The 18,794-nt window shown below is 75.3% G+C and carries 17 protein-coding genes; 12 read left to right on the top strand and 5 right to left on the bottom strand.

The annotated features are described in order from the left end of the window. Positions 1 to 41: 41 nt before the first annotated feature. Entirely contained in the window at positions 42 to 2,492 is a 2,451-nt protein-coding gene (locus tag ACFC2L_RS18025; protein WP_375825714.1) for a DNA topoisomerase (ATP-hydrolyzing) subunit A, read from the bottom strand. Positions 2,493 to 2,707: 215 nt separating this feature from the next. On the opposite strand from ACFC2L_RS18025, the gene ACFC2L_RS18020 reads away from it, so the two are divergent. From ACFC2L_RS18020 to ACFC2L_RS18005, 4 genes are all read left to right on the top strand, one after another. After that, positions 2,708 to 5,512, top strand: a complete 2,805-nt coding sequence (locus ACFC2L_RS18020; protein ID WP_375825713.1) for a GNAT family N-acetyltransferase — start codon at positions 2,708 to 2,710, stop codon at positions 5,510 to 5,512. Positions 5,513 to 5,584: 72 nt separating this feature from the next. Beyond that, positions 5,585 to 6,178, top strand: coding sequence for a DUF5998 family protein (locus ACFC2L_RS18015; protein WP_375807624.1), 594 nt, complete (start codon positions 5,585 to 5,587; stop codon positions 6,176 to 6,178). Beyond that, complete coding sequence (locus ACFC2L_RS18010) at positions 6,175 to 7,371, top strand: alkaline phosphatase family protein (protein ID WP_375825712.1); 1,197 nt, start codon at positions 6,175 to 6,177, stop codon at positions 7,369 to 7,371. The genes ACFC2L_RS18015 and ACFC2L_RS18010 overlap by 4 nt, the downstream gene beginning before the upstream one ends. A gap of 111 nt (positions 7,372 to 7,482) precedes the next feature. Continuing rightward, positions 7,483 to 8,124 carry a thymidine kinase gene (locus tag ACFC2L_RS18005; RefSeq protein WP_375825711.1) on the top strand — a complete coding sequence of 214 codons (642 nt, stop codon included), beginning with the start codon at positions 7,483 to 7,485 and terminating at the stop codon, positions 8,122 to 8,124. Between the two features lie 68 nt (positions 8,125 to 8,192). Here the strand turns inward: ACFC2L_RS18005 and sepH are convergent, their stop codons facing one another. Continuing rightward, complete coding sequence (sepH, locus tag ACFC2L_RS18000) at positions 8,193 to 9,314, bottom strand: septation protein SepH (protein WP_375825709.1); 1,122 nt, start codon at positions 9,312 to 9,314, stop codon at positions 8,193 to 8,195. Positions 9,315 to 9,561: 247 nt separating this feature from the next. Here sepH and ACFC2L_RS17995 point away from each other — a divergent pair, with 247 nt between their 5' ends. The 3 genes from ACFC2L_RS17995 (at position 9,562) to ACFC2L_RS17985 (ending at position 11,702) form a co-directional block, all read left to right on the top strand. Continuing rightward, positions 9,562 to 10,224: a trimeric intracellular cation channel family protein gene (locus ACFC2L_RS17995; RefSeq protein WP_375825708.1), complete on the top strand. Its 663-nt coding sequence runs from the start codon at positions 9,562 to 9,564 to the stop codon at positions 10,222 to 10,224. A 3-nt stretch (positions 10,225 to 10,227) separates the two neighbouring features. Then, on the top strand, positions 10,228 to 11,079 hold the full coding sequence (locus ACFC2L_RS17990; RefSeq protein WP_375825707.1) for an inositol monophosphatase family protein: 852 nt from the start codon (positions 10,228 to 10,230) through the stop codon (positions 11,077 to 11,079). A 323-nt stretch (positions 11,080 to 11,402) separates the two neighbouring features. After that, positions 11,403 to 11,702 (top strand): DUF4193 domain-containing protein, encoded by a 300-nt coding sequence (locus ACFC2L_RS17985; protein ID WP_047234722.1) that lies wholly within the window; start codon positions 11,403 to 11,405, stop codon positions 11,700 to 11,702. 82 nt (positions 11,703 to 11,784) lie between these two features. Here the strand turns inward: ACFC2L_RS17985 and ACFC2L_RS17980 are convergent, their stop codons facing one another. Next, positions 11,785 to 12,300, bottom strand: a complete 516-nt coding sequence (locus ACFC2L_RS17980; protein ID WP_375825706.1) for a DUF3093 domain-containing protein — start codon at positions 12,298 to 12,300, stop codon at positions 11,785 to 11,787. Between the two features lie 76 nt (positions 12,301 to 12,376). Here ACFC2L_RS17980 and dut point away from each other — a divergent pair, with 76 nt between their 5' ends. The 4 genes from dut (at position 12,377) to ACFC2L_RS17960 (ending at position 15,195) form a co-directional block, all read left to right on the top strand. Then, positions 12,377 to 12,853 (top strand): dUTP diphosphatase, encoded by a 477-nt coding sequence (gene dut, locus ACFC2L_RS17975; protein WP_375825705.1) that lies wholly within the window; start codon positions 12,377 to 12,379, stop codon positions 12,851 to 12,853. 160 nt (positions 12,854 to 13,013) lie between these two features. After that, positions 13,014 to 13,763, top strand: coding sequence for a DUF3710 domain-containing protein (locus tag ACFC2L_RS17970; RefSeq protein ID WP_375825704.1), 750 nt, complete (start codon positions 13,014 to 13,016; stop codon positions 13,761 to 13,763). A gap of 1 nt (position 13,764) precedes the next feature. Then, a complete protein-coding gene (locus tag ACFC2L_RS17965; RefSeq protein WP_087471902.1) occupies positions 13,765 to 14,139 on the top strand; it encodes an OB-fold nucleic acid binding domain-containing protein in 375 nt (124 codons plus the stop codon). 117 nt (positions 14,140 to 14,256) lie between these two features. Further along, positions 14,257 to 15,195, top strand: a complete 939-nt coding sequence (locus ACFC2L_RS17960) for a DUF3159 domain-containing protein (protein ID WP_375825703.1) — start codon at positions 14,257 to 14,259, stop codon at positions 15,193 to 15,195. A gap of 27 nt (positions 15,196 to 15,222) precedes the next feature. Here ACFC2L_RS17960 and ACFC2L_RS17955 read toward each other — a convergent pair whose 3' ends face one another. Then, positions 15,223 to 15,951: a potassium channel family protein gene (locus ACFC2L_RS17955; protein WP_375825702.1), complete on the bottom strand. Its 729-nt coding sequence runs from the start codon at positions 15,949 to 15,951 to the stop codon at positions 15,223 to 15,225. Next, positions 15,951 to 16,604 carry a potassium channel family protein gene (locus ACFC2L_RS17950; protein ID WP_375825728.1) on the bottom strand — a complete coding sequence of 218 codons (654 nt, stop codon included), beginning with the start codon at positions 16,602 to 16,604 and terminating at the stop codon, positions 15,951 to 15,953. The genes ACFC2L_RS17955 and ACFC2L_RS17950 overlap by 1 nt, the downstream gene beginning before the upstream one ends. A 94-nt stretch (positions 16,605 to 16,698) precedes the next feature. Here ACFC2L_RS17950 and ACFC2L_RS17945 point away from each other — a divergent pair, with 94 nt between their 5' ends. Further along, on the top strand, positions 16,699 to 18,702 hold the full coding sequence (locus ACFC2L_RS17945) for an APC family permease (RefSeq protein WP_375825701.1): 2,004 nt from the start codon (positions 16,699 to 16,701) through the stop codon (positions 18,700 to 18,702). Positions 18,703 to 18,794: the final 92 nt, after the last annotated feature.

Here is an 18,794-nt window from a genome sequence, read left to right as displayed (position 1 = left end):
GGAGGCGCGGTCCGACGGCGGCGGGCGCATCGGCTCGTGCCTCAGCCGACGGCCGTGACCGGCGAGGCGAGCGGCGTGCCCGACCCGTCGCGGCGCTGGTCGACCTCGGGCAGGTCGACGGCCTGGCCGCCGGAGCCCGTGGCACGGGCGGGGCCCTGCCCCACCCACGCGAGGATCAGCGCGTCCTCGCCCTTGAGGAACCGCTGGGCACGGACGCCGCCGGTGCCGCGGCCCTTGCCGGGGTAGAGCTCGTACGGCGTGACCTTGCCGGCCCCGGTCTGGGTGCCCGCGAGGGCGCCCGACGACCCGGCGACGGTGACGACGACCCCGAGGTCGCGCACGTCGGCCGGTACGACGCCGAAGAACGCGACGCGGTGGCCGTCGGCGAGCCGGATCCCGGCCATGCCGCCGGCCGCGCGTCCCTGCGGTCGCACGGCCGACGCGTCGAAGTGCAGCAGCGACGCGTCGGTGCTGATGAACACGACCTCGTCCGCGTCGGTCGCGGGCGCCGCGCCGACGACGGTGTCGCCGTCCTTGAGGCCGATGACCTCCCAGTCGTCGCGGTTGTTCGGCACGTCGCCCGGGGTGACGCGCTTGACGACGCCCTGCGCCGTGCCGAGGGCGAGCGGGGGAGCGTCCGCGTCGAGCGACGCGATCGTCACGGCCTCCTCGCCGGGATCGAGCGCGACGACCTCGCTGAGCGGCACGCCGCCGGACAGGCTCGGCGCGTTGTCGGTGGGCGGCAGCGCGGGCAGGTCGAGCACGGACACGCGGACCATGCGCCCGCGGCTCGTCACGAGGCCGACCTCGCCGCGCGCCGTCGTGCGCACGACGGCCCGCAGCACGTCGTGGGCGGCGCGGGGCCCGCTGCGCGCGGGCTCCGTCTCGTCGCTCGTGCGCGCGAGCAGACCGGTGGCCGAGAACAGCGCCCAGCAGGGCGTGTCCGCGACCTCGAGCGGCACGGCCGCGGTCGTGGTCGGCGCAGCGCCGGCGGACTCCAGGAGGATGGTGCGGCGCGGCGTCCCGTACGTCTTGGCGACGTCCGCCATCTCGCCCGAGACCACGGCCCGGAGCTTCGCGTCGCTGCCGAGGATCTCCTGCAGCTCCTCGATCTCGCGGCGCAGCGTCTCCTGCTCCTTCTCGAGCTCGATGCGGGAGAACTTGGTGAGGCGGCGCAGCTGGAGCTCGAGGATGTACTCCGCCTGCGGCTCGGACAGGTCGAACACGGTCTGGAGGCGTCCGCGGGCCGTCGCGGTGTCGTCCGAGGACCGGATCACCTGGATGACCTCGTCGATGTCGACGATGGCGATGAGCAGGCCGTCCACGAGGTGGAGCCGCTCGGACCGCTTGCGCAGCCGGTGGGCCGAGCGCCGGCGGACCACGTCGATCCGGTGGTTCACCCACACCGTGAGCATCTCGCGCAGGCCGAGCGTGCGCGGCTGCCCGTCGACGAGCGCGACGTTGTTCATGCCGAACGAGTCCTCGAGCGGCGTGAACTTGTAGAGCTGCTCCAGCACCGCCTCGGGGTTGAAGCCCGTCTTCACCTCGACGACGATCCGCAGCCCGTGCTCGCGGTCCGTGAGGTCGGTCGCGGCGGTGATGCCCTGGATCTTCTTGGTCTTGACGCCCTCGGCGATCTTCTCGATCACCTTCTCCGGCCCGACGAGGTAGGGCAGCTCGGTGATGACGATGCCCTTGCGGCGCGGGGTGAGGTTCTCCACCCGCGCGGTGGCGCGCGTGCGGAAGGTGCCGCGGCCGGTGCGGTAGGCGTCGCGCACGCCGTCGAGCCCGACGATCTTGCCGCCCGTCGGCAGGTCGGGGCCGGGGACGAACCGCATGAGCGCGTCGAGGTCGGCGTCCGGGTGCGCGACGAGGTGGCGTGCCGCGGCGACGACCTCGACGAGGTTGTGCGGCGCCATGTTGGTCGCCATGCCGACCGCGATGCCCGACGCCCCGTTGACGAGCAGGTTGGGGATCGCCGCCGGCAGCACCTCCGGCTGCTGGAGCTTGTTGTCGTAGTTCGGGACGAAGTCGACGACGTCCTCGTCCAGCCCGGCCGTCATCGCGAGCGACGGGGGAGCGAGGCGCGCCTCGGTGTACCGGGACGCGGCGGGGCCGTCGTCGAGCGTGCCGAAGTTGCCGTGCCCGTCGACGAGCGGGAGGCGCAGCGAGAAGTCCTGCGAGAGGCGCACGAGCGCGTCGTAGATCGCGGCGTCCCCGTGCGGGTGCAGCTTGCCCATGACCTCGCCGACGACACGCGCGGACTTCACGTGCGCGCGGTCGGGGCGCAGCCCCATGTCGGCCATCATGTAGAGGATGCGGCGCTGGACGGGCTTGAGGCCGTCACGAGCGTCGGGCAGCGCGCGGGAGTAGATGACGGAGTAGGCGTACTCGAGGAACGACGTCTCCATCTCCGCCTGGACGTCGACGTCGACGATCTTCTCGTTCACCTCGGCCGGGTCGAGCGAGGGGGTCGAGGACTTGCGCGCCATGTGCCTGCGGGCTCCTGCCGTTCGGTGCGCCGCGAGGGCGCGGGATCTGTGCCGGCGTGCGCCGGGGGTGGCGTGCTGCGGTTGCGCGCCGCACGCGAGGGTACGCCAACCGTCCGACACGCCGCGTCGCGATGTCTGTCGAGGGACCATTGTCCTCCCAGGTCGGGCCGGGGTGGCGCAGGCGCACCGCGCCGGGGACCGCATAGCCTGGGGGCGTGAGCGACGGCGGCGCAGCCGGGCGGGGCCCGGACCGGTACCCGGTGGAGTGGGAGGCGGACGTCGTCCTGCGCGACGGGACGACGACGCACGTGCGCCCCATCCGTCCCGAGGACGCCGACGCGCTGCAGCGGTTCCACGTGGGCCAGTCCGAGCGCTCGACCTACCTGCGCTTCTTCGCCCCCATGGAGCGGCTGTCGGAGCGCGACCTGGACCGGTTCACGCGCGTCGACCACGTCGACCGCGTCGCGCTCGTCGCCGTCCGTCCGCGCGACGGCGCGGACGGCGGTGCCTCGGACCCGGCAGCCGAGGAGCGGGCCGACGACGTCGGCGAGGACATCATCGGCGTCGCGCGCTTCGACCGCACGGGCACGAGCGAGGCCGAGGTCGCCTTCAACATCGCCGACTCGGCCCAGGGCCGGGGGCTGGGCTCCGTGCTGCTCGAGCACGTCGCGGCGGCCGCGCGCGAGCGCGGCGTGCGGCGCTTCACCGCCGAGGTGCTGCCGCAGAACGGCAAGATGCTTGCCGTCTTCCGTGAGGCCGGGTACGACGTGCGCCAGCAGATGGACGACGGGTTCGTCCAGGTGAGCGTCGACCTCGACCCGACGGAACGGTCCCGGGCCGTCATGGCGGACCGCGAGCACCGCGCGGAGGCGCGGAGCATGCAGGGGCTGCTCGGGGCGACGAGCGTCGTGCTCGTGGGGCCCGGCGTGCCGCCGGGCGAAGGGCCGGACCACGCCGGCGCACCTCTCGACCGCGTCCTCGCGCACCGTGCCCTGGCCGCGCTCGTGCGCAGCCCGGACGTGACCGTCCACGTGGTGGGGGGCGCGGGCGTGCCCGACGGCGGGGCGGCGGCCCGTGCCCACGCCACCCTCGCCGACGTCCCCGGCCCGGTGGACCTCGCGGTCGTCGCGCTGCCGCCGCCGGACGCGATCGAGGCGGTCCGCCAGCTCGCGCGCCTCGAGGTGCGCGGCGTCGTCGTGCTGTCCGCCGGGTTCGCCGAGACCGGGCCGGACGGGCTCGCGCTCCAGCGCGAGCTCCTGCGCGTCGCCCACACGGCGGGGCTGCGCGTCGTCGGGCCTGCGAGCTACGGCCTGCTGCGCACGGGCGAGACCCGCGAGCGGCCCGCGCTCGCGGCGACGCTCGCCGAGGACCTGCCGCTGCCTGGCGTCGTCGGGCTGTTCAGCCAGTCCGCGCCCATGGCCGTCACGCTGCTCGCCACGACGGCGCGACGCGGGCTGGGCGTGTCGTCGTTCCTGTCCGCGGGCCACCGCGCGGACGTGTCGGGCAACGACCTCATGCAGTACTGGCAGGACGACGCCGCGACGCAGGTGGTCTGCCTGTACCTCGAGTCGATCGGCAACCCGCGCAAGTTCTCGCGCATCGCGCGCCGCCTCGCGTCGGTCAAGCCCGTCGTGGTCGTCACGGCCGGGCGCTCGGGCCAGGTCGTGCCGCCGGGCCACGCCGTGCGGTCGACGCGCGCGCCCCGCCGCACGCTCGAGGAGATGCTGCGCCAGTCGGGCGTGATCCGGGCCGAGAACACGCACCACATGATCGACATCGCCCAGCTCCTCGCGCACCAGCCGCTCCCGGGCGGGCGCCGCGTCGGCATCCTCGCCAGCTCGGCGTCGCTCGCCGCGCTCGTCGCGGAGGCGTCGTCGTCGGCGGGCCTCGTCGTCGCGCGGTCGGACTTCCTGCCCGAGGACGCGTCGTCGGACGAGCTCGCCGCCACGGTCGACGCGCTCTACGCGCCGGACGCGTGCGACGTCGTCGTGGTGGTCCAGGTCCCCGTGGTGCACCCCCGCCGCGCGGACCTCTCCCGGGCCGTCGCGCTCGCGGCAGCGCGCACCGGCCGCACGACCGTCGCGAGCATGCTGGGGCTCCACGGCCTCACCGACGAGCTCTCGGCCCCGGCACCCGACGGCGGCGCGTCCGACACCCTGCTGCGGGTCCCCGCCTACTCCACGCCCGAGGACGCGGTCGCCGCGCTCGGCGCCGTCGTGCGCTACGCCCGCTGGCGCGAGGCGGACCACGGGACGCCCGTGCGCCCCGCGGGCGTCGACGCGGGCCGCGCCCGCGCCCTCGTCGAGGGCGCCCTGGCGGGCCGGGACGCCGTCGACCTCGACCCGGCGACGACCGCCGACCTGCTCGCGTGCTACGGCGTCCGCGTGTGGCCCGCCCGCCGCGTCCGGACCGCCGACGAGGCCGTCGCGGCCGCGCGCGAGATCGGCTGGCCCGTCGCGCTCAAGAGCACGGCGGCCGGGCTGCGCCACCGGGCGGACCTCGGCGGCGTGCGCCTCGACATCGCGGACGAGACGGAGCTGCGGTCCGACGTCGCGCAGATGCGCGAGGCGCTCGCGGCCGTGCTGCCGGGCGCGGCCGACCAGCCGTTCGAGGTGCAGGCGATGGCCGACGCGGGCGTCGCGTGCGTGGTGCGCTCGACGGAGGACCAGCTCTTCGGGCCCGTCGTGTCGTTCGGCCTCGCGGGCGACGCGGTCGACCTCCTGGGCGACGTCGCGTACGGGGTGCCGCCGCTGACCGACGTGGACGTCGCGGCCATGGTGCGCTCGGTGCGCGCGGCACCGCGGCTCTTCGGGTACATGGGCACGCACGTCGTGGCCACGGCCGCGCTCGAGGACGTCCTGGCGCGGGTGTCCGTGCTCGCGGACGACCTGCCCGAGGTGCGCAGCCTCGAGCTGTACCCCGTCGTGGTGTCCGAGCACGAGGCCGCGGTCCTCAGCGCGCGCGTCACGCTCGCAGACGCCCAGCGCGCCGACGCGCTGCGCCGCGCCCTGCCCGGCTGAGGTCCGCCCCGGCCGTCCACAGGTGGCGAGGGCGGGTGGCCGCAGTCGCTCCCCGGATGGGAGAATGCGCGGGTGCCCTCAGCAACCTCGAACCCCTGGACCGACCTGACGACCCAGCTCCACCGCGCCGGCTACTACCCGGAGCTCGTCGCGGACGTCCTCGACCTCGCGGTCGCGGGGGAGGAGATCGTCTCGCACCTCGTGCTCCCGGAGACGACGTTCGACGCGTCGGAGGTACGGCGTCACCTCACCGTGCTCGTCCTGACCCCCACGCGGCTCGTCACGGCGCACGTCGACGACCACCCGGCGGACAGCGAGAACCCATCCGCGTCCGCCGCCGCCACGACCGAGTCGGTGCCGCTGGCCGAGGTGCGGTCGGTCTCGCTCACGCACGTCGTGGCCGAGCCGCACGAGCACCGCGCGGGCACCGCGCCGCTCGAGGTGACGCTCGCCCTCGGCTGGGGCGCGGTCTCGCGCGTCGACCTCGAACCGGCCGGGTGCGCGGACCCGAACTGTGACGCCGACCACGGGCTCACAGGGCAGATCACGCCGGACGACGTCGTCGTCCGGGTGAGCGCAGAGGCGGAGGGCCGCGACGCCGTGCGCGCCGCGGTCGACTTCGCGCGCGCCCTCTCGCGCGCCACCGCGAGGCACAGCGCCCGGTGAGCGAGGCACGCACGGACGAGGCCCCTGCCACCCCCGCGCTCCCCGCGGGCCTGCTCGCGCCCGACCTCGGGCTCGGCGGCCTCGCCGCCGTGCTCCCCGGGGCGGCGGGCGCGCTCGGCGCCCGGTTCACGACCGCCACGGGCATCGGCAGCGAGGAAGCGCGCGCGGCGCTCGACCTGCCGCGCGCCGAGCGCGTGTGCGTCGTCCTCGTCGACGGGCTGGGGCACGTCAACCTGGCCGAGCGCGCCGGGCACGCGCCGTTCCTGCGCTCGCTCCTGCCCGACGCGCGGGCTCTCACCTCGACCTTCCCCAGCACGACGGCCGCCGCGATCGGCGCGTTCGGCACCGGCACCGCCCCCGGGCGCACGGGCATGCTCGGGTACACGCAGCGCAACCCCGCGACGGGCGGGCTCGCCAACATGGTGTCGTGGGACGGCGCCCCGCCACCCGCGGAGCTCCAGCGCGAGGCGCCCGTGCTCGAGCGGCTCGCCGGAGCGGGCGTCGCGGTGACCTCGACGGGCCCGGCGCGGTTCGCCGGGTCCGGCATGACGGTCGCGGCCCTGCGCGGCGGGTCGTACGCCGCCGCCGAAGGCCTCGGGGCGCGCGTCGACGCCGCCGTGCGGACCCTCAAGCGGCCGGGCCTCGTCTACCTGTACTGGGGCGAGGTGGACAAGGCGGGTCACCATCACGGCAGCACGTCCTGGCAGTGGGGCGACGAGCTCGAGGCGCTCGACCGCGAGCTCGCCCGGCTCGCCCGGTCGGTCCCGCGGGGCACCCTCGTGCTCGTCACCGCCGACCACGGGATGGTCGACGTCGACCCGGGTCTGCGCCGCGACGTCGCCACCGACCCGGTGCTCGCACGGGGCATCGCGCTCGTCGGCGGCGAGCCGCGCGCGGTGCACGTCTACACGGAGCCGGGGGAGACGACCGCCGTCGCGGCCCGCTGGCGCGACGTCCTGGGCGACGACGCGCTCGTCCTCGAGCGCGAGGACGTGCTCGCCCGCGGCCTCCTCGGGCCCGACCCGCGGCCGGAGGCGGTCGCGGCGGCGGGCGACGTGATCGTCGCGCTGCGCGGCCGCGCCACCGTCGTCGACTCGCGCACCCAGACGCCCGCGTCCCTCGCGCTCGTCGGCGTGCACGGCTCGCTCACGGAGCGCGAGATGCGCGTCCCGCTGCTCGTCGCCGGTACCTGACCACCCGCGACGCCCGGCGCCACGACGCGGCCCGCCCGCGACCCCGCACCGACCGACCGCGCACCGACCGACCGCGCACCGACCGCGCACCGACCTCGCGAAGGAACGCCGATGGCCGAGCTCGTCTTCTTCTCCGGGACCATGGACTGCGGCAAGTCCACCCTCGCCCTGCAGCTCGACCACAACCACGCCGCTCGTGGCCGCCGGGGGCTCATCTTCTCCCGCAACGACCGGGCCGGGTCCGACCGGCTCTCGTCGCGGCTCGGGCTCGAGGTCGTCGCGCGCGAGGTGGGGGACGACACGGACTTCTGGTCGCTCGTCACGGCCGAGCCGGACCCGGTGGACTACCTGGTCTGCGACGAGGCGCAGTTCTACTCCCCGGCGCAGGTCGAGCAGCTCGCACGGCTCGTCGACGAGACCGAGATCGACGTCTTCGCGTTCGGCATCACGGCCGACTTCCGCACCCGGCTCTTCCCCGGCTCGGCCCGGCTGATCGAGCTCGCCGACCGGGTCGAGGTGCTGCAGGTCGAGTCGCTGTGCTGGTGCGGCCGGCGCGCGACGCACAACGCCCGCACCGTCGACGGCAGCATGGTCGTCGAGGGCGACCAGGTCGTCGTCGGGGACGTCGGCGCAGGCTCGGGGGAGGTCGGGTACGAGGTGCTCTGCCGTCGCCACCACATGCGCCGCATGACCACGGCCGTCGCGCGCCGCCAGGCCGCGGCCGACGGGCTGCCGTTCGACCTGCCGCACTGAGCCGGCGCGCCGGGACGGTGCGTCAGGACGGTGCGCCCGGTCGGCGCCCTCGGTTCGGCGCGCGGCGCCTACTCCGGGCGAGCCCCGAACACGATCTCGTCCCAGCTCGGGACCTTCGCGCGCGAGCGGTTCTTGCCCTTGCGGGGCTCGCGCGCGGCCTGGGGCGGCGCCGCGCGCGGCGGCTCGTCCGCGTCCGCGGAGCCGGTGCCGTCCGAGCGTTCCTCGCGCGGCGGACGGCCGGCCGGGCCGTCCTCGGAGCCTGGGTCGTCCGGGGCGTCGTCGGGCGTCGGGTCCGGGAGACGCACCGCGTCGAGCGGACGGACGGTCGGGAGGTGGACGACGGTCGCCCCCGCGGGCGCGATCGTGTCGTCCGGGGAGCCCTGCGACTCGTCCTCGTGCCTGGCCCCCACCTGCGGGCCGAACCCCTCGAACGGCTCCTGCCCCTCGACCTCGACGGGACCCGCAGGGGCCTTGCGCGGGCGCACGCCACGGCGCTGGCTCAGGTCGTCGAGGAGCTCGGCCGTCCCGTCGTCGGGCGGGGTCGGGGGAGCGGCACGGAGCGCCCGGCCCCGCCCCGTCGCGTCGACGTCGAACACCGCGACGGCGCCGGGCGTCGGGTCGCGCGGGGCGTCGGTCCCCGAGAGCCAGCGGGCCTCGTCGTCGAGCGCCTGGAGCGCCCGCGTCACCGCGTCGTACTCCCAGCGGGCCGTCCGGCTGCCCGTCCCGACCTCGAACGCCGCCGTCACGACCCACGACGCCCCGGGCTGGCGAGCGGCGCTCCACTCCACGGCGTCGGGCTCGACGTCGCGCGCGGCGAGCCGCTGCGCGACGAGCTCCCCGACGGTCGGCGAGTCCTCTTCGTGCCCCTGACGGGAGGCGCGGACCCGGTCGACGACGTACTCCTGCTCGGCGACGACCGGGCCCGCGAAGCGGCGCACGTGCTCGACCCCGAGGCCGGCGGCCTCGGCGACCGCCTCCACGGACTCCCCGGCGCGCAACCGGGCCTGGATCTCGCGCGGGGCGAGGTTGCGCTCGCCCTCCGCGCGCAGGTGCTCCAGGTGCGGGCGGTCGCGGCGCACGGCCGCGCGCAGCGCCTCGGTGATCGGCAGCGTGAACTGCGTGCCGCCCGTCGCGCGCAGGACGAGGTGCTCCCCGTCCTCGTGCAGTCTCACCAGCTCCAGCTCGTCCATGGACCCTCCCGTGTCGCCGCGCCCGGTGGCGCTCGCGGTGCCGCTCCCGGAGCCGCCCGGTCGCCCGATGCCGCTCCGGTCGCCGGTGCCGTGCCGCGAGCCCGTCTCCCGGGCCGGCGGACCGCGACGACCGCGTCACCGCTCCCTCGAGGGTGCCATCGTCCCACCCGCGAGCCGCGCAGCACGCGCGGTGTGCCGCGGACTCGGCGCGCGCTCGTCCGCGCCCCGGGTGCGGGCGGCTGGGATGATGCCGGGTGTGATCCTCGACCTCGTGCCCGGCGACGCCCTCGAGCTCGGCGGCGTCTTCTTCGCGGCGCTCTCGGGCGGGCTCGCCGCCGTGCGCAAGCGGTTCGACCTCGTGGGCGTCCTGGTCCTCGCCTGGGTCGCCGGCCTCGGCGGCGGTCTGCTGCGCGACGTCCTCATCGGCGCGATCCCCCCGGTCGGGATCTCCGACTGGCGGCTCGTCGCGGTCGCGGTGCTCGCGGGCGTCGTGACCTTCTTCTGGCACCCGCGCCTCGAGCGGCTCCGGCGGGGCATCATCGTGCTCGACGCGGGCGCGCTCGCGCTCTTCGTGCTCTCCGGCACGATGAAGGGCCTCGACTACGGGGTGGGCCCGCTCGCGGCGATCTTCGTGGGCGTCATCACGGGCGTCGGCGGCGGGATCCTGCGCGACCTGCTGACCAACGAGGCGCCGCTCCTGTTCCAGGACAAGCAGCTCTACGCGATCCCGGCGCTCGCGGGCGCCGCGCTCACCGCCGGGCTCGCGGAGGCAGGCGCGCTCGGGCTGCTGTCCCAGGCCGCGGTCCTCGCGCTCGTGTTCGGCTTCCGTCTCCTCTCCCTCCGCCTCGGCTGGTCCGCCCCCGGCCCGTGGGAGGGTCGCACCGCACGCCGCGGGTCGGGCAGGATGTGATCCGTGCGCCTCTTCATCGACGACCCCCGACAGCCCGACGACGTGACCGTGGCCGACCTGCGTGACCTCGCCGAGCGCCTCGCGCGCGAGGCCGGCGACCTGGTCCGCTCCGGCCGCCCCGACCGCGTCGAGGTGGCCGCCACGAAGTCGACGGCCACGGACGTCGTGACGCGCATGGACGCCGACTCCGAGGCGCTCCTGCGACGCGGCATCGCGGCGGCCCGCCCGGACGACGCGATCCTCGGCGAGGAGGAGGGCGCGTCGGCGGGCACGTCCGGCATCACGTGGGTGATCGACCCCGTCGACGGCACGGTCAACTACCTCTACGGGATCGCGTCGTACGCGGTGTCCGTCGCCGCCGTGGTGGGCCCGCCGGACCCGCTCGAGTGGACCGTCCTCGCCGGCGCGGTGCACTCCGTCGTCGACGGCCGCACCTGGACCGCGGGCCTCGGGGCCGGGGCGACGGTGGACGGCCGTCCGGTCCGCGTGAACGCCGAGACCGACCTGGGGCAGTGCCTCGTGGGCACGGGCTTCGGGTACGACGCGGAGCGGCGCCGCGCGCAGGCGCGCGTGCTGGTCGACGTGCTGCCCCAGGTCCGGGACATCCGTCGCCTCGGCTCCGCGGCGATCGACCTGTGCCTCGTCGCCTCGGGCGAGCTCGACCTCTACTACGAGCGTGGCCTCAACCCGTGGGACATGGCCGCGGGCGCGCTCGTCGCGCACGAGGCGGGTGCGCGCGTGACGGGTCTGCGCGGCCGCGCCGCGGACCGCGAGATGACCGTCGCGGGGCCGCCCGAGGCGGTCGCACGGCTCGTCCGGATCCTCGAGGACGCGGACGCCGACACCGGCGCCTGATCGCGCCCGACGGGGCTGGGAGCGTTCCCGCGTCCCCGGGCCGGACGACCCCGTGTTCGCCCGTGACGAACGACACCGGGCGGGCGGGGCGCCACAGGGTGCATCCCTCCCGGAAATGGTGCAGAATCCGGTGGCCCGCCGGGAACAATTCCGGTGCGCCGTGCATTGACCAGCGTGCAACGCCTCGACGACCTCGGGGCACGACACGTCACGGGGTGCCCCCCGCGCCCCGCACCTGTGCCGCCCGGCACGACCGGCCATCGCCGGTGGTCCCGGACGGGCACTGTCGCGATCGACGAATACTCCGGAGAGTGACCCCACAGATGGCAACAGACTACGACGCCCCCCGCAAGAGTGAAGAGGAGCTCAGCGAGGACTCGCTCCAGGAGCTCCAGGCTCGTCGCTCCGACAAGAGCTCGGGCGTCGTTGACGAGGACGAGACCGAGGCGGCGGAAGGTTTCGAGCTGCCCGGTGCCGACCTGTCCGGCGAGGAGCTCTCCGTCCGGGTCCTGCCTCGTCAGGCCGACGAGTTCACGTGCTCGAGCTGCTTCCTCGTGCACCACCGCAGCCAGCTCGCGTACGAGAAGAACGGGCAGCAGATCTGCTCGGAGTGCGCCGCCTGACCTGCACGACGCCCGAAGGCCGCCGCCCCCTCCCCGGGGCGGCGGCCTTCGCCGTTCCTGGTGGCGCGTCGCGCCGCACCCGTCAGGACGCGCGTGCGGCCCGGACCGCGTCCGCGAGGCGCTGCGGGTGGCGCGTGGAGACGAGCCAGTACGGCGTCGGGTCCTGCGGGTCGTCGAGCACCACGTGCACGCCGGTGCGGGCCCACGCGCGCAGGCACACGTAGGCACGGGCGTCGAGCCGCGGGCCGAGCTGGACGCGCATCGCCTCCGCGTCGAGGGTCGTGACCTGACCGAGCAGCGACGCCGGGACGTGCGCGCGGCCGGCGCGGAGCTCGCCGTCCGCCACGGCGACGACCGGGGAGCTCCACCAGAGACCGACGACGCCCGCCACCGCGGCGAGCGCGCCCACGCCGAGCGCGATGGCGTGGCTCGCGGGCCACAGCGCGATCCCGAGCACCAGGGCGAAGCCGAGGGCCGCGGCCCAGCCGCCGACGCCCGGGACGAGCCGCTCGCGGTACGGCGTCATGCCCTCCGCGCGGGGTGCCCCGGCGGTGCCCGGGGTCGAGGAGGGCGTGCTGCGGTCGGCGGGGTCCGTCATGGGTCCATCATCCCAGCAGTCGGGGCGTCGCCCGACGTGCTCGCCCGGCCCGCCCCGGACCATTAGGCTCTGCCGGGTGCCGAACCACCACCAGCCCGAGACCGGGGACGTCGACGTCCTCATCACGCTCCTCGACGACGTCCCGGTGCCGTCCTACGCCCACCCGGGCGACGCCGGCGCCGACCTCGTGACGACCGTCGACGTCGAGCTGGCACCGGGGGAGCGCGTCGTCGTCCCGACGGGCGTCTCGATCGCGCTGCCCGACGGCTACGCCGCGTTCGTGCACCCGCGCTCCGGCCTCGCCGCGAAGCACGGCCTGACGGTCGTCAACGCGCCGGGCACCGTCGACGCGGGCTACCGCGGCGAGATCAAGGTGACGCTGCTCAACACCGACGCGCGGGAGGCCGTCGTCCTGCGCCGCGGCGACCGCGTCGCGCAGCTCGTCGTGCAGAAGGTCGAGCGCGCGCGGTTCGTGCAGGCCGAGCGGCTGCCCGGGTCGCACCGGGGCGAGGGCGGCTTCGGGTCGAGCGGCGGGTGGGGCGCCGCGACCTGACAGGTCGCGGACGGGCGCCGGCGCAGGAGCCGCACGCCCGTCGTCGCACAGCGAACGTCGCACCACGACCGTCGCTGCGCGGGCTAGTGTGGAAGCAGCGCGGGGCGAGCGCCCCGCGAGGAGTCCCGGCCGAGGGCCGGGCAGGTGAAGGAGTTCCTCCGTGGGTCTGTTCCGTCGCTCCAGGTCGTCCGAGCCGACCGAGTCGCCCGAGCCGTCGGCGCCGTCGGGCACGACGTCCGAGCAGGTCGACGACGGCGCTCCCGTCGTCGAGGCGACCGACGCGAAGCCCGCCCGCGGCCCCTACGACTCCTCCCAGGTGCCCGAGCGCGGGCCCCGCCTCGACCTGGGCGCCGTGTGGCTGCCCGGCGTGCCCGGCATGGAGCTGCGCATGGAGGTCGACAAGAAGACCCAGCGCATCACCGGCGTCGCGTGCGCCGTCGCGGGCTCCGGGCTGCAGGTGCAGGCCTTCGCCGCGCCGCGCACGGACGGCATCTGGGACGAGATCCGCGGCGAGATCGCCGCGTCGGTGACCAAGCAGGGCGGCACGGTCGACGACCTCCCCGGCCCGTTCGGCCGCGAGCTGCTCGCCCGCATCCCCGCGCAGACGCCGGACGGGCGCCCGGGCGTGCGCCCCGCCCGGTTCGTCGGGTTCGACGGCCCGCGCTGGTTCCTCCGCGGCGTCCTCACGGGCAAGGCGGCGGTCGACCCCGCCGAGGCCCGGCTGCTCGAGTCCGTGTTCGCCAACATCGTCGTCGTGCGCGACCAGAGCCCGCGCCCGCCGCGCGACCTCCTCGCCCTGCACCTGCCGGGCAAGGGGCCGGCAGCGGCGGCACCGGCGCCCGCCGGTGCGGCGGAGACGCCCTCGTTCGACCCGCTGACGCGTGGGCCGGAGATCACGGAGATCCGCTGACATGGCCCCCACCCTGCGGGACGCCTGGCGCACCGCCCTCGCCTCCCAGGAGGAGCTCGCCGCCGACGAGGAGCGCTCCGAGGCCGCACGGCAGAAGGGCTGCCGCGCCGTGTCCGAGCTGCCCAACCGCCGCCGGGCCAAGATCTCCGGCGTCCTGCGGTCGGTCGTGCTGCGTCCCCGCGAGGGCGTCCCGACGGTGGAGGTGGAGCTGTTCGACGGCTCCGGCGTCGTGGACCTCGTGTGGCTGGGCCGTCGTCGCATCGCCGGGATCGAGCCCGGTCGTCGTGCCCTCGTCGAGGGCCTGGTGTGCGACGTCGACGGGCGCCGCACCATCTTCAACCCGCGCTACGAGCTCCTCGCCAAGCCGGGGGAGTGACCTCGCGCCCGCCGACGCGCGGCGGTGCCGTACGATCCTGCGGACCCGCAGCGGCCGACCCGGGCCGCGCGCCCGGACCGTGACCGACCGACCCCGAGCCACCGAGGACGCCACGAGATGACGAGCAGCAGCGACGCGACCGGCGGCCCCGCGGACGGCCGGCCCGGCCCCGGGCACGCGCCGGAGGGGCTCGCGCACGACGCCGAGGTCGCGGAGACCGTCGTCGACGACGTCGCCGCGCCCGAGGACGGCCGCGCCCGCGGGGTCCGCGCGCTCGCCGGGCAGGACTTCTCCGTGGCCGACGCCATCGGGGGCGTGCGCGGGCTCGTCGAGTCGGTCGCCCCGGGTCTCGTCTTCGTCGTCGTCTACGTCGCCACGACGAACCTGCAGTGGGCGCTCGTGACCTCGGTCGCGGCGGCCCTGGTCGCCGTCGCGGCGCGACTGGTCCAGCGCACCCCCGTCACGCAGGCGTTCGGCGGCCTCCTGGGCGTCGGCATCGGCGTGATCTGGGCGTGGCGCTCGGGCGAGGCGCAGGACTACTTCGCGTGGGGCCTGTGGACGAACGCCGCGTACCTCGTCGCGCTCCTCGTCTCCGTCCTGGCCCGCTGGCCGCTCGTCGGGCTCGTGGTCGAGGGCTTCCGCAGCGGCTTCGGCGCGGGCGGCGCATCGGGGTCGGCCGGAGCGACCGCGGAGGGGTCGCCCGACGCGGTCGACGCCCCGGACGTCTCGGCCGAGCAGCCCGTCGTGGCCGCGGCGCAGGCCGGCGCACCTGCCGACGCGCGCGCCGGCGAGCCCGGCGCGTTCGCCCGCTGGGCCCGCACCTGGCGGTCCGACCGGGCGCTGATGCGCCGGTACACTGCCGCGACGTGGCTCTGGATCGGCCTGTTCGCCGCCCGGCTCGCGGTCCAGGTCCCGCTCTACCTCGACGGCGACGTCGGCTGGCTCGGCACGGCGCGCCTCGTCATGGGCATCCCGCTGTGGGCCCTCGTCCTGTGGCTCACGTGGATCCTGGTGCGCCGGCCGCACGGCGCGCCAGCCTCGCAGCCGTCGGCGTAGGCCCGCCGACCGCGGGGGCGTGCCCCGTCAGAGGACGGTGTCGTCGGCCTCGGGCGCCTCGACGGGCGTGTCCGGCGAGGTCGGCTCGACCTCGCCCTGGCCGGCGAGGAGCCGGCCGAGGGCACCCTCGTCCGCCTCGTCGCCCGTGACGAGCAGGAGCTCGTCCCCGGCCTCGAGCGTGTCGTCCTGGCTGGGCGCGATCGGTCGCGTGCCGCGGACGATCGCCGCGAGCACCGTGTCCGCGGGCCAGCTCACCTCGCCGACCCGGTGGCCGACGAGCGGCGAGGTCGGCGGCAGCGTGACCTCGAGGATGTCCGCGCCGGACTGGTGGAACGTGAAGATGCGGACGAGGTCGCCGACGGCGACGGCCTCCTCGACCATCGCGGTCATGATGCGGGGCGTCGAGACGGCGACGTCCACGCCCCACGACTCGTCGAACATCCACTCGTTCTTCGGGTTGTTCACGCGCGCGACCGTGCGGGGCACCCCGAACTCGGTCTTGGCGAGGAGCGACACGACGAGGTTCACCTTGTCGTCGCCCGTGGCCGCCACGATGACGTCGCACTCCTCGACCTTGGCCTCGGCGAGCGTCGAGAGCTCGCACGCGTCGGCGAGCAGCCAGTCCGCCTCCGCCACCTGCGCGACCCGCATGGCCGCCGGCTGCTTGTCGATGAGCATGACCTCGTGGTCGTGGCTCAGGAGCTCCCGGGCGATCGAGCGGCCGACCGAGCCCGCCCCGGCGATGACGACGCGCATCACTCGGCCTCGACCTTCGGTGCGTGGGTGAGCTTGCGTTCGACGACGGCGGCCTGCTCGTCGTCCATGAGCACGTGCAGCACGTCGTTCTCCTGCAGGACGGTGCGGTCCGTGACGAGGACCCCGTCGCCGAAGCGGCTGACGAACGCGACGCGCGCGCCGGTGGCGTCCTCGATGGCGCGGACGGTGCGCCCGACCCAGTCGGGGTGGAAGTCGACCTGCGCGAGCCGCACGTGCCCGGACGGGTCGCGGTACTCGTCGGTCGCGCCGAACGGGAGCATGCGGCGCAGCACCTGGTCCGCGGTCCACCGCACGGTCGCGACCGTGGGGATCCCGAGGCGCTGGTAGATCTCCGCGCGCTGGGGGTCGTAGATGCGGGCCACGACCTTCTCGACGCCGAACGTCTCCCGCACGACGCGCGCGGAGAGGATGTTCGAGTTGTCGCCGTCGGAGACCGCGGCGAACGCGTAGGCCTCCTCGATGCCGGCCTGCACGAGCGTGTCGCGGTCGAACCCGACCCCGGTCACCTTCTTGCCCGTGAACTCGGCCGGGAGGCGCCGGAACGCGTCGGGGTTCTGGTCGACGACGGCGACGGAGTGGCCGCTCGACTCGAGAGACTGGGCGAGCGTCGCGCCGACGCGGCCGCAGCCCATGATGACGAAGTGCACGCACCGAACGCTACCGCTCGCGGGGCCGCCGGGCGCGCACCAGCGCGACCGGGCGCCGTCGGGCATAGCATGAGGCCTCGTGTCGGAGATCGCTGATGCCGCGAAGCGGCTGCTGCTCGGGCGGCCGGTCCGCAGCGAGCACCTGGGGCACACGCTGCTCCCCAAGCGTGTGGCCCTGCCCGTGTTCGCGTCCGACGCCCTGTCGTCGGTCGCGTACGCCCCGGACGAGATCCTCCTGACGCTCGCCATCGCGGGCCTCAGCGCGACGATGATCTCGCCGTGGGTGGGCCTCGCGGTCGTGGTCGTGCTGCTGACGGTCGTCGCGTCGTACCGCCAGAACGTGCGCGCCTACCCGTCGGGCGGCGGCGACTACGAGGTCGCCACGGTCAACCTGGGCCCGTCGGCGGGCGTCGGTGTCGCGTCGGCGCTCATGGTCGACTACGTGCTCACGGTCGCGGTCTCGATCTCGTCGGGTGCGCAGTACGCGGCCAGCGCGATCCCCGCGCTGCGCGACCACGAGGCCGCGTTCGCGATCGGGCTCGTCGTCGTCCTCACGCTCGTCAACCTGCGCGGGGTCAAGGAGTCGGGGACGTTCTTCGCCATCCCCGTCTACCTCTTCATGCTGGCCATCGGCACGACGGCGGTCGTCGGGTTCTTCCAGTACGTCACGGGCAACCTCGGCCCGGCGGAGAGCGCGGAGTTCGAGCTCACGGCGGAGAGCGGGTTCGACCAGGGCCTCATCGGCATCGCGGGCGCGTTCCTCGTGGCGCGCGCGTTCGCGTCCGGGTGCGCCGCCCTCACGGGCGTCGAGGCCATCAGCAACGGCGTCCCCGCGTTCCGCAAGCCCAAGTCGCGCAACGCCGCCACGACGCTCGCCCTGCTGGGCGGCATCTCGGCCGTGATGATGCTGTCGATCCTCTTCCTCGCGCGCGCGACCGGCGTGCACTACGCCGAGGACCCGCACACCCAGCTCTCCCTGAACGGGGAGCCCCTCCCCGCGGACTACGTGCAGCACCCGGTGATCGGGCAGCTCGCCGAGACCGTGTTCAGCGGGGCCCCCGTGCTCTTCTACGTGGTGTCCGCGGTGACGGGGCTCATCCTCGTGCTCGCGGCGAACACCGCGTTCAACGGCTTCCCGGTGCTCGGCTCGATCCTCGCGAAGGACGGCTACCTGCCACGCCAGCTCCACACGCGCGGCGACCGGCTCGCGTTCTCGAACGGCATCATCACGCTGGCCGTCGCGGCGATCGTGCTCATCTGGGCGTTCGACGCGCAGGTCACGCGCCTCATCCAACTCTACATCGTGGGCGTCTTCGTGTCGTTCACGCTGTCCCAGCTCGGGATGGTGCGGCACTGGACGCGCGCGCTGCGGACCGAGCACCAGCCCCGCGAGCGGGCGCGCATGCGCCGCTCGCGCGTGGTCAACACGGTCGGCCTGGCCATGACCGGGACCGTGCTCGTCATCGTCCTCGTCACGAAGTTCACGCACGGCGCCTGGATCGCGATCCTCGCGATGGCGCTCGTCTTCGTGCTCATGAAGTCGATCCGCAAGCACTACGACCGGGTGCGCGACGAGCTCGCGCTCGGCGACGAGGCCGCCGCGGCCCGCGCGCTGCCCAGCCGGGTGCACGCCATCGTCCTCGTGTCCAAGATCCACCGGCCGACGATGCGGGCGCTCGCGTACGCGCGCGCGTCGCGCCCGTCCGTCCTGGAGGCGGTCACCGTCGGCGTGGACTCCGAGGACGTCGAGGACCTCATGCGGCAGTGGGAGACGCTCGACCTCCCCGTCCCGCTGCGCGTCCTGGACTCGCCCTTCCGCGAGATCACACGCCCCGTGCTGTCGTACGTGCGCTCGGTCCGTCGCGAGTCGCCGCGCGACCTCGTGGTCGTCTACATCCCCGAGTACGTCGTGGGGCACTGGTGGGAGCAGCTCCTGCACAACCAGAGCGCGCTGCGCCTCAAGGGTCGTCTGCTCTTCACGCCGGGCGTCGTCGTGGCGTCGGTACCGTGGCAGCTCTCCTCGACCGCGGGCCAGACCGGCCTCGAGGGCGAGGGCTTCCGCCAGCGCTTCACGGGCTACTGATCCGGGACCGGTTGTGGGCGTGGAATGGGCCCGGTTCTTCGACGAGGACCGGGCCCATTTCACGCCCACAACCGGTGTGGCGGCGCGAGTCC

The sequence above is a fragment of the Cellulosimicrobium sp. NPDC055967 genome, from assembly GCF_042269845.1.
Lineage (GTDB): Bacteria > Actinomycetota > Actinomycetes > Actinomycetales > Cellulomonadaceae > Cellulosimicrobium.
The sequence above is the reverse complement of the archived record's forward strand: the minus strand, read 5'-3'. Positions and strand labels throughout refer to the sequence as shown.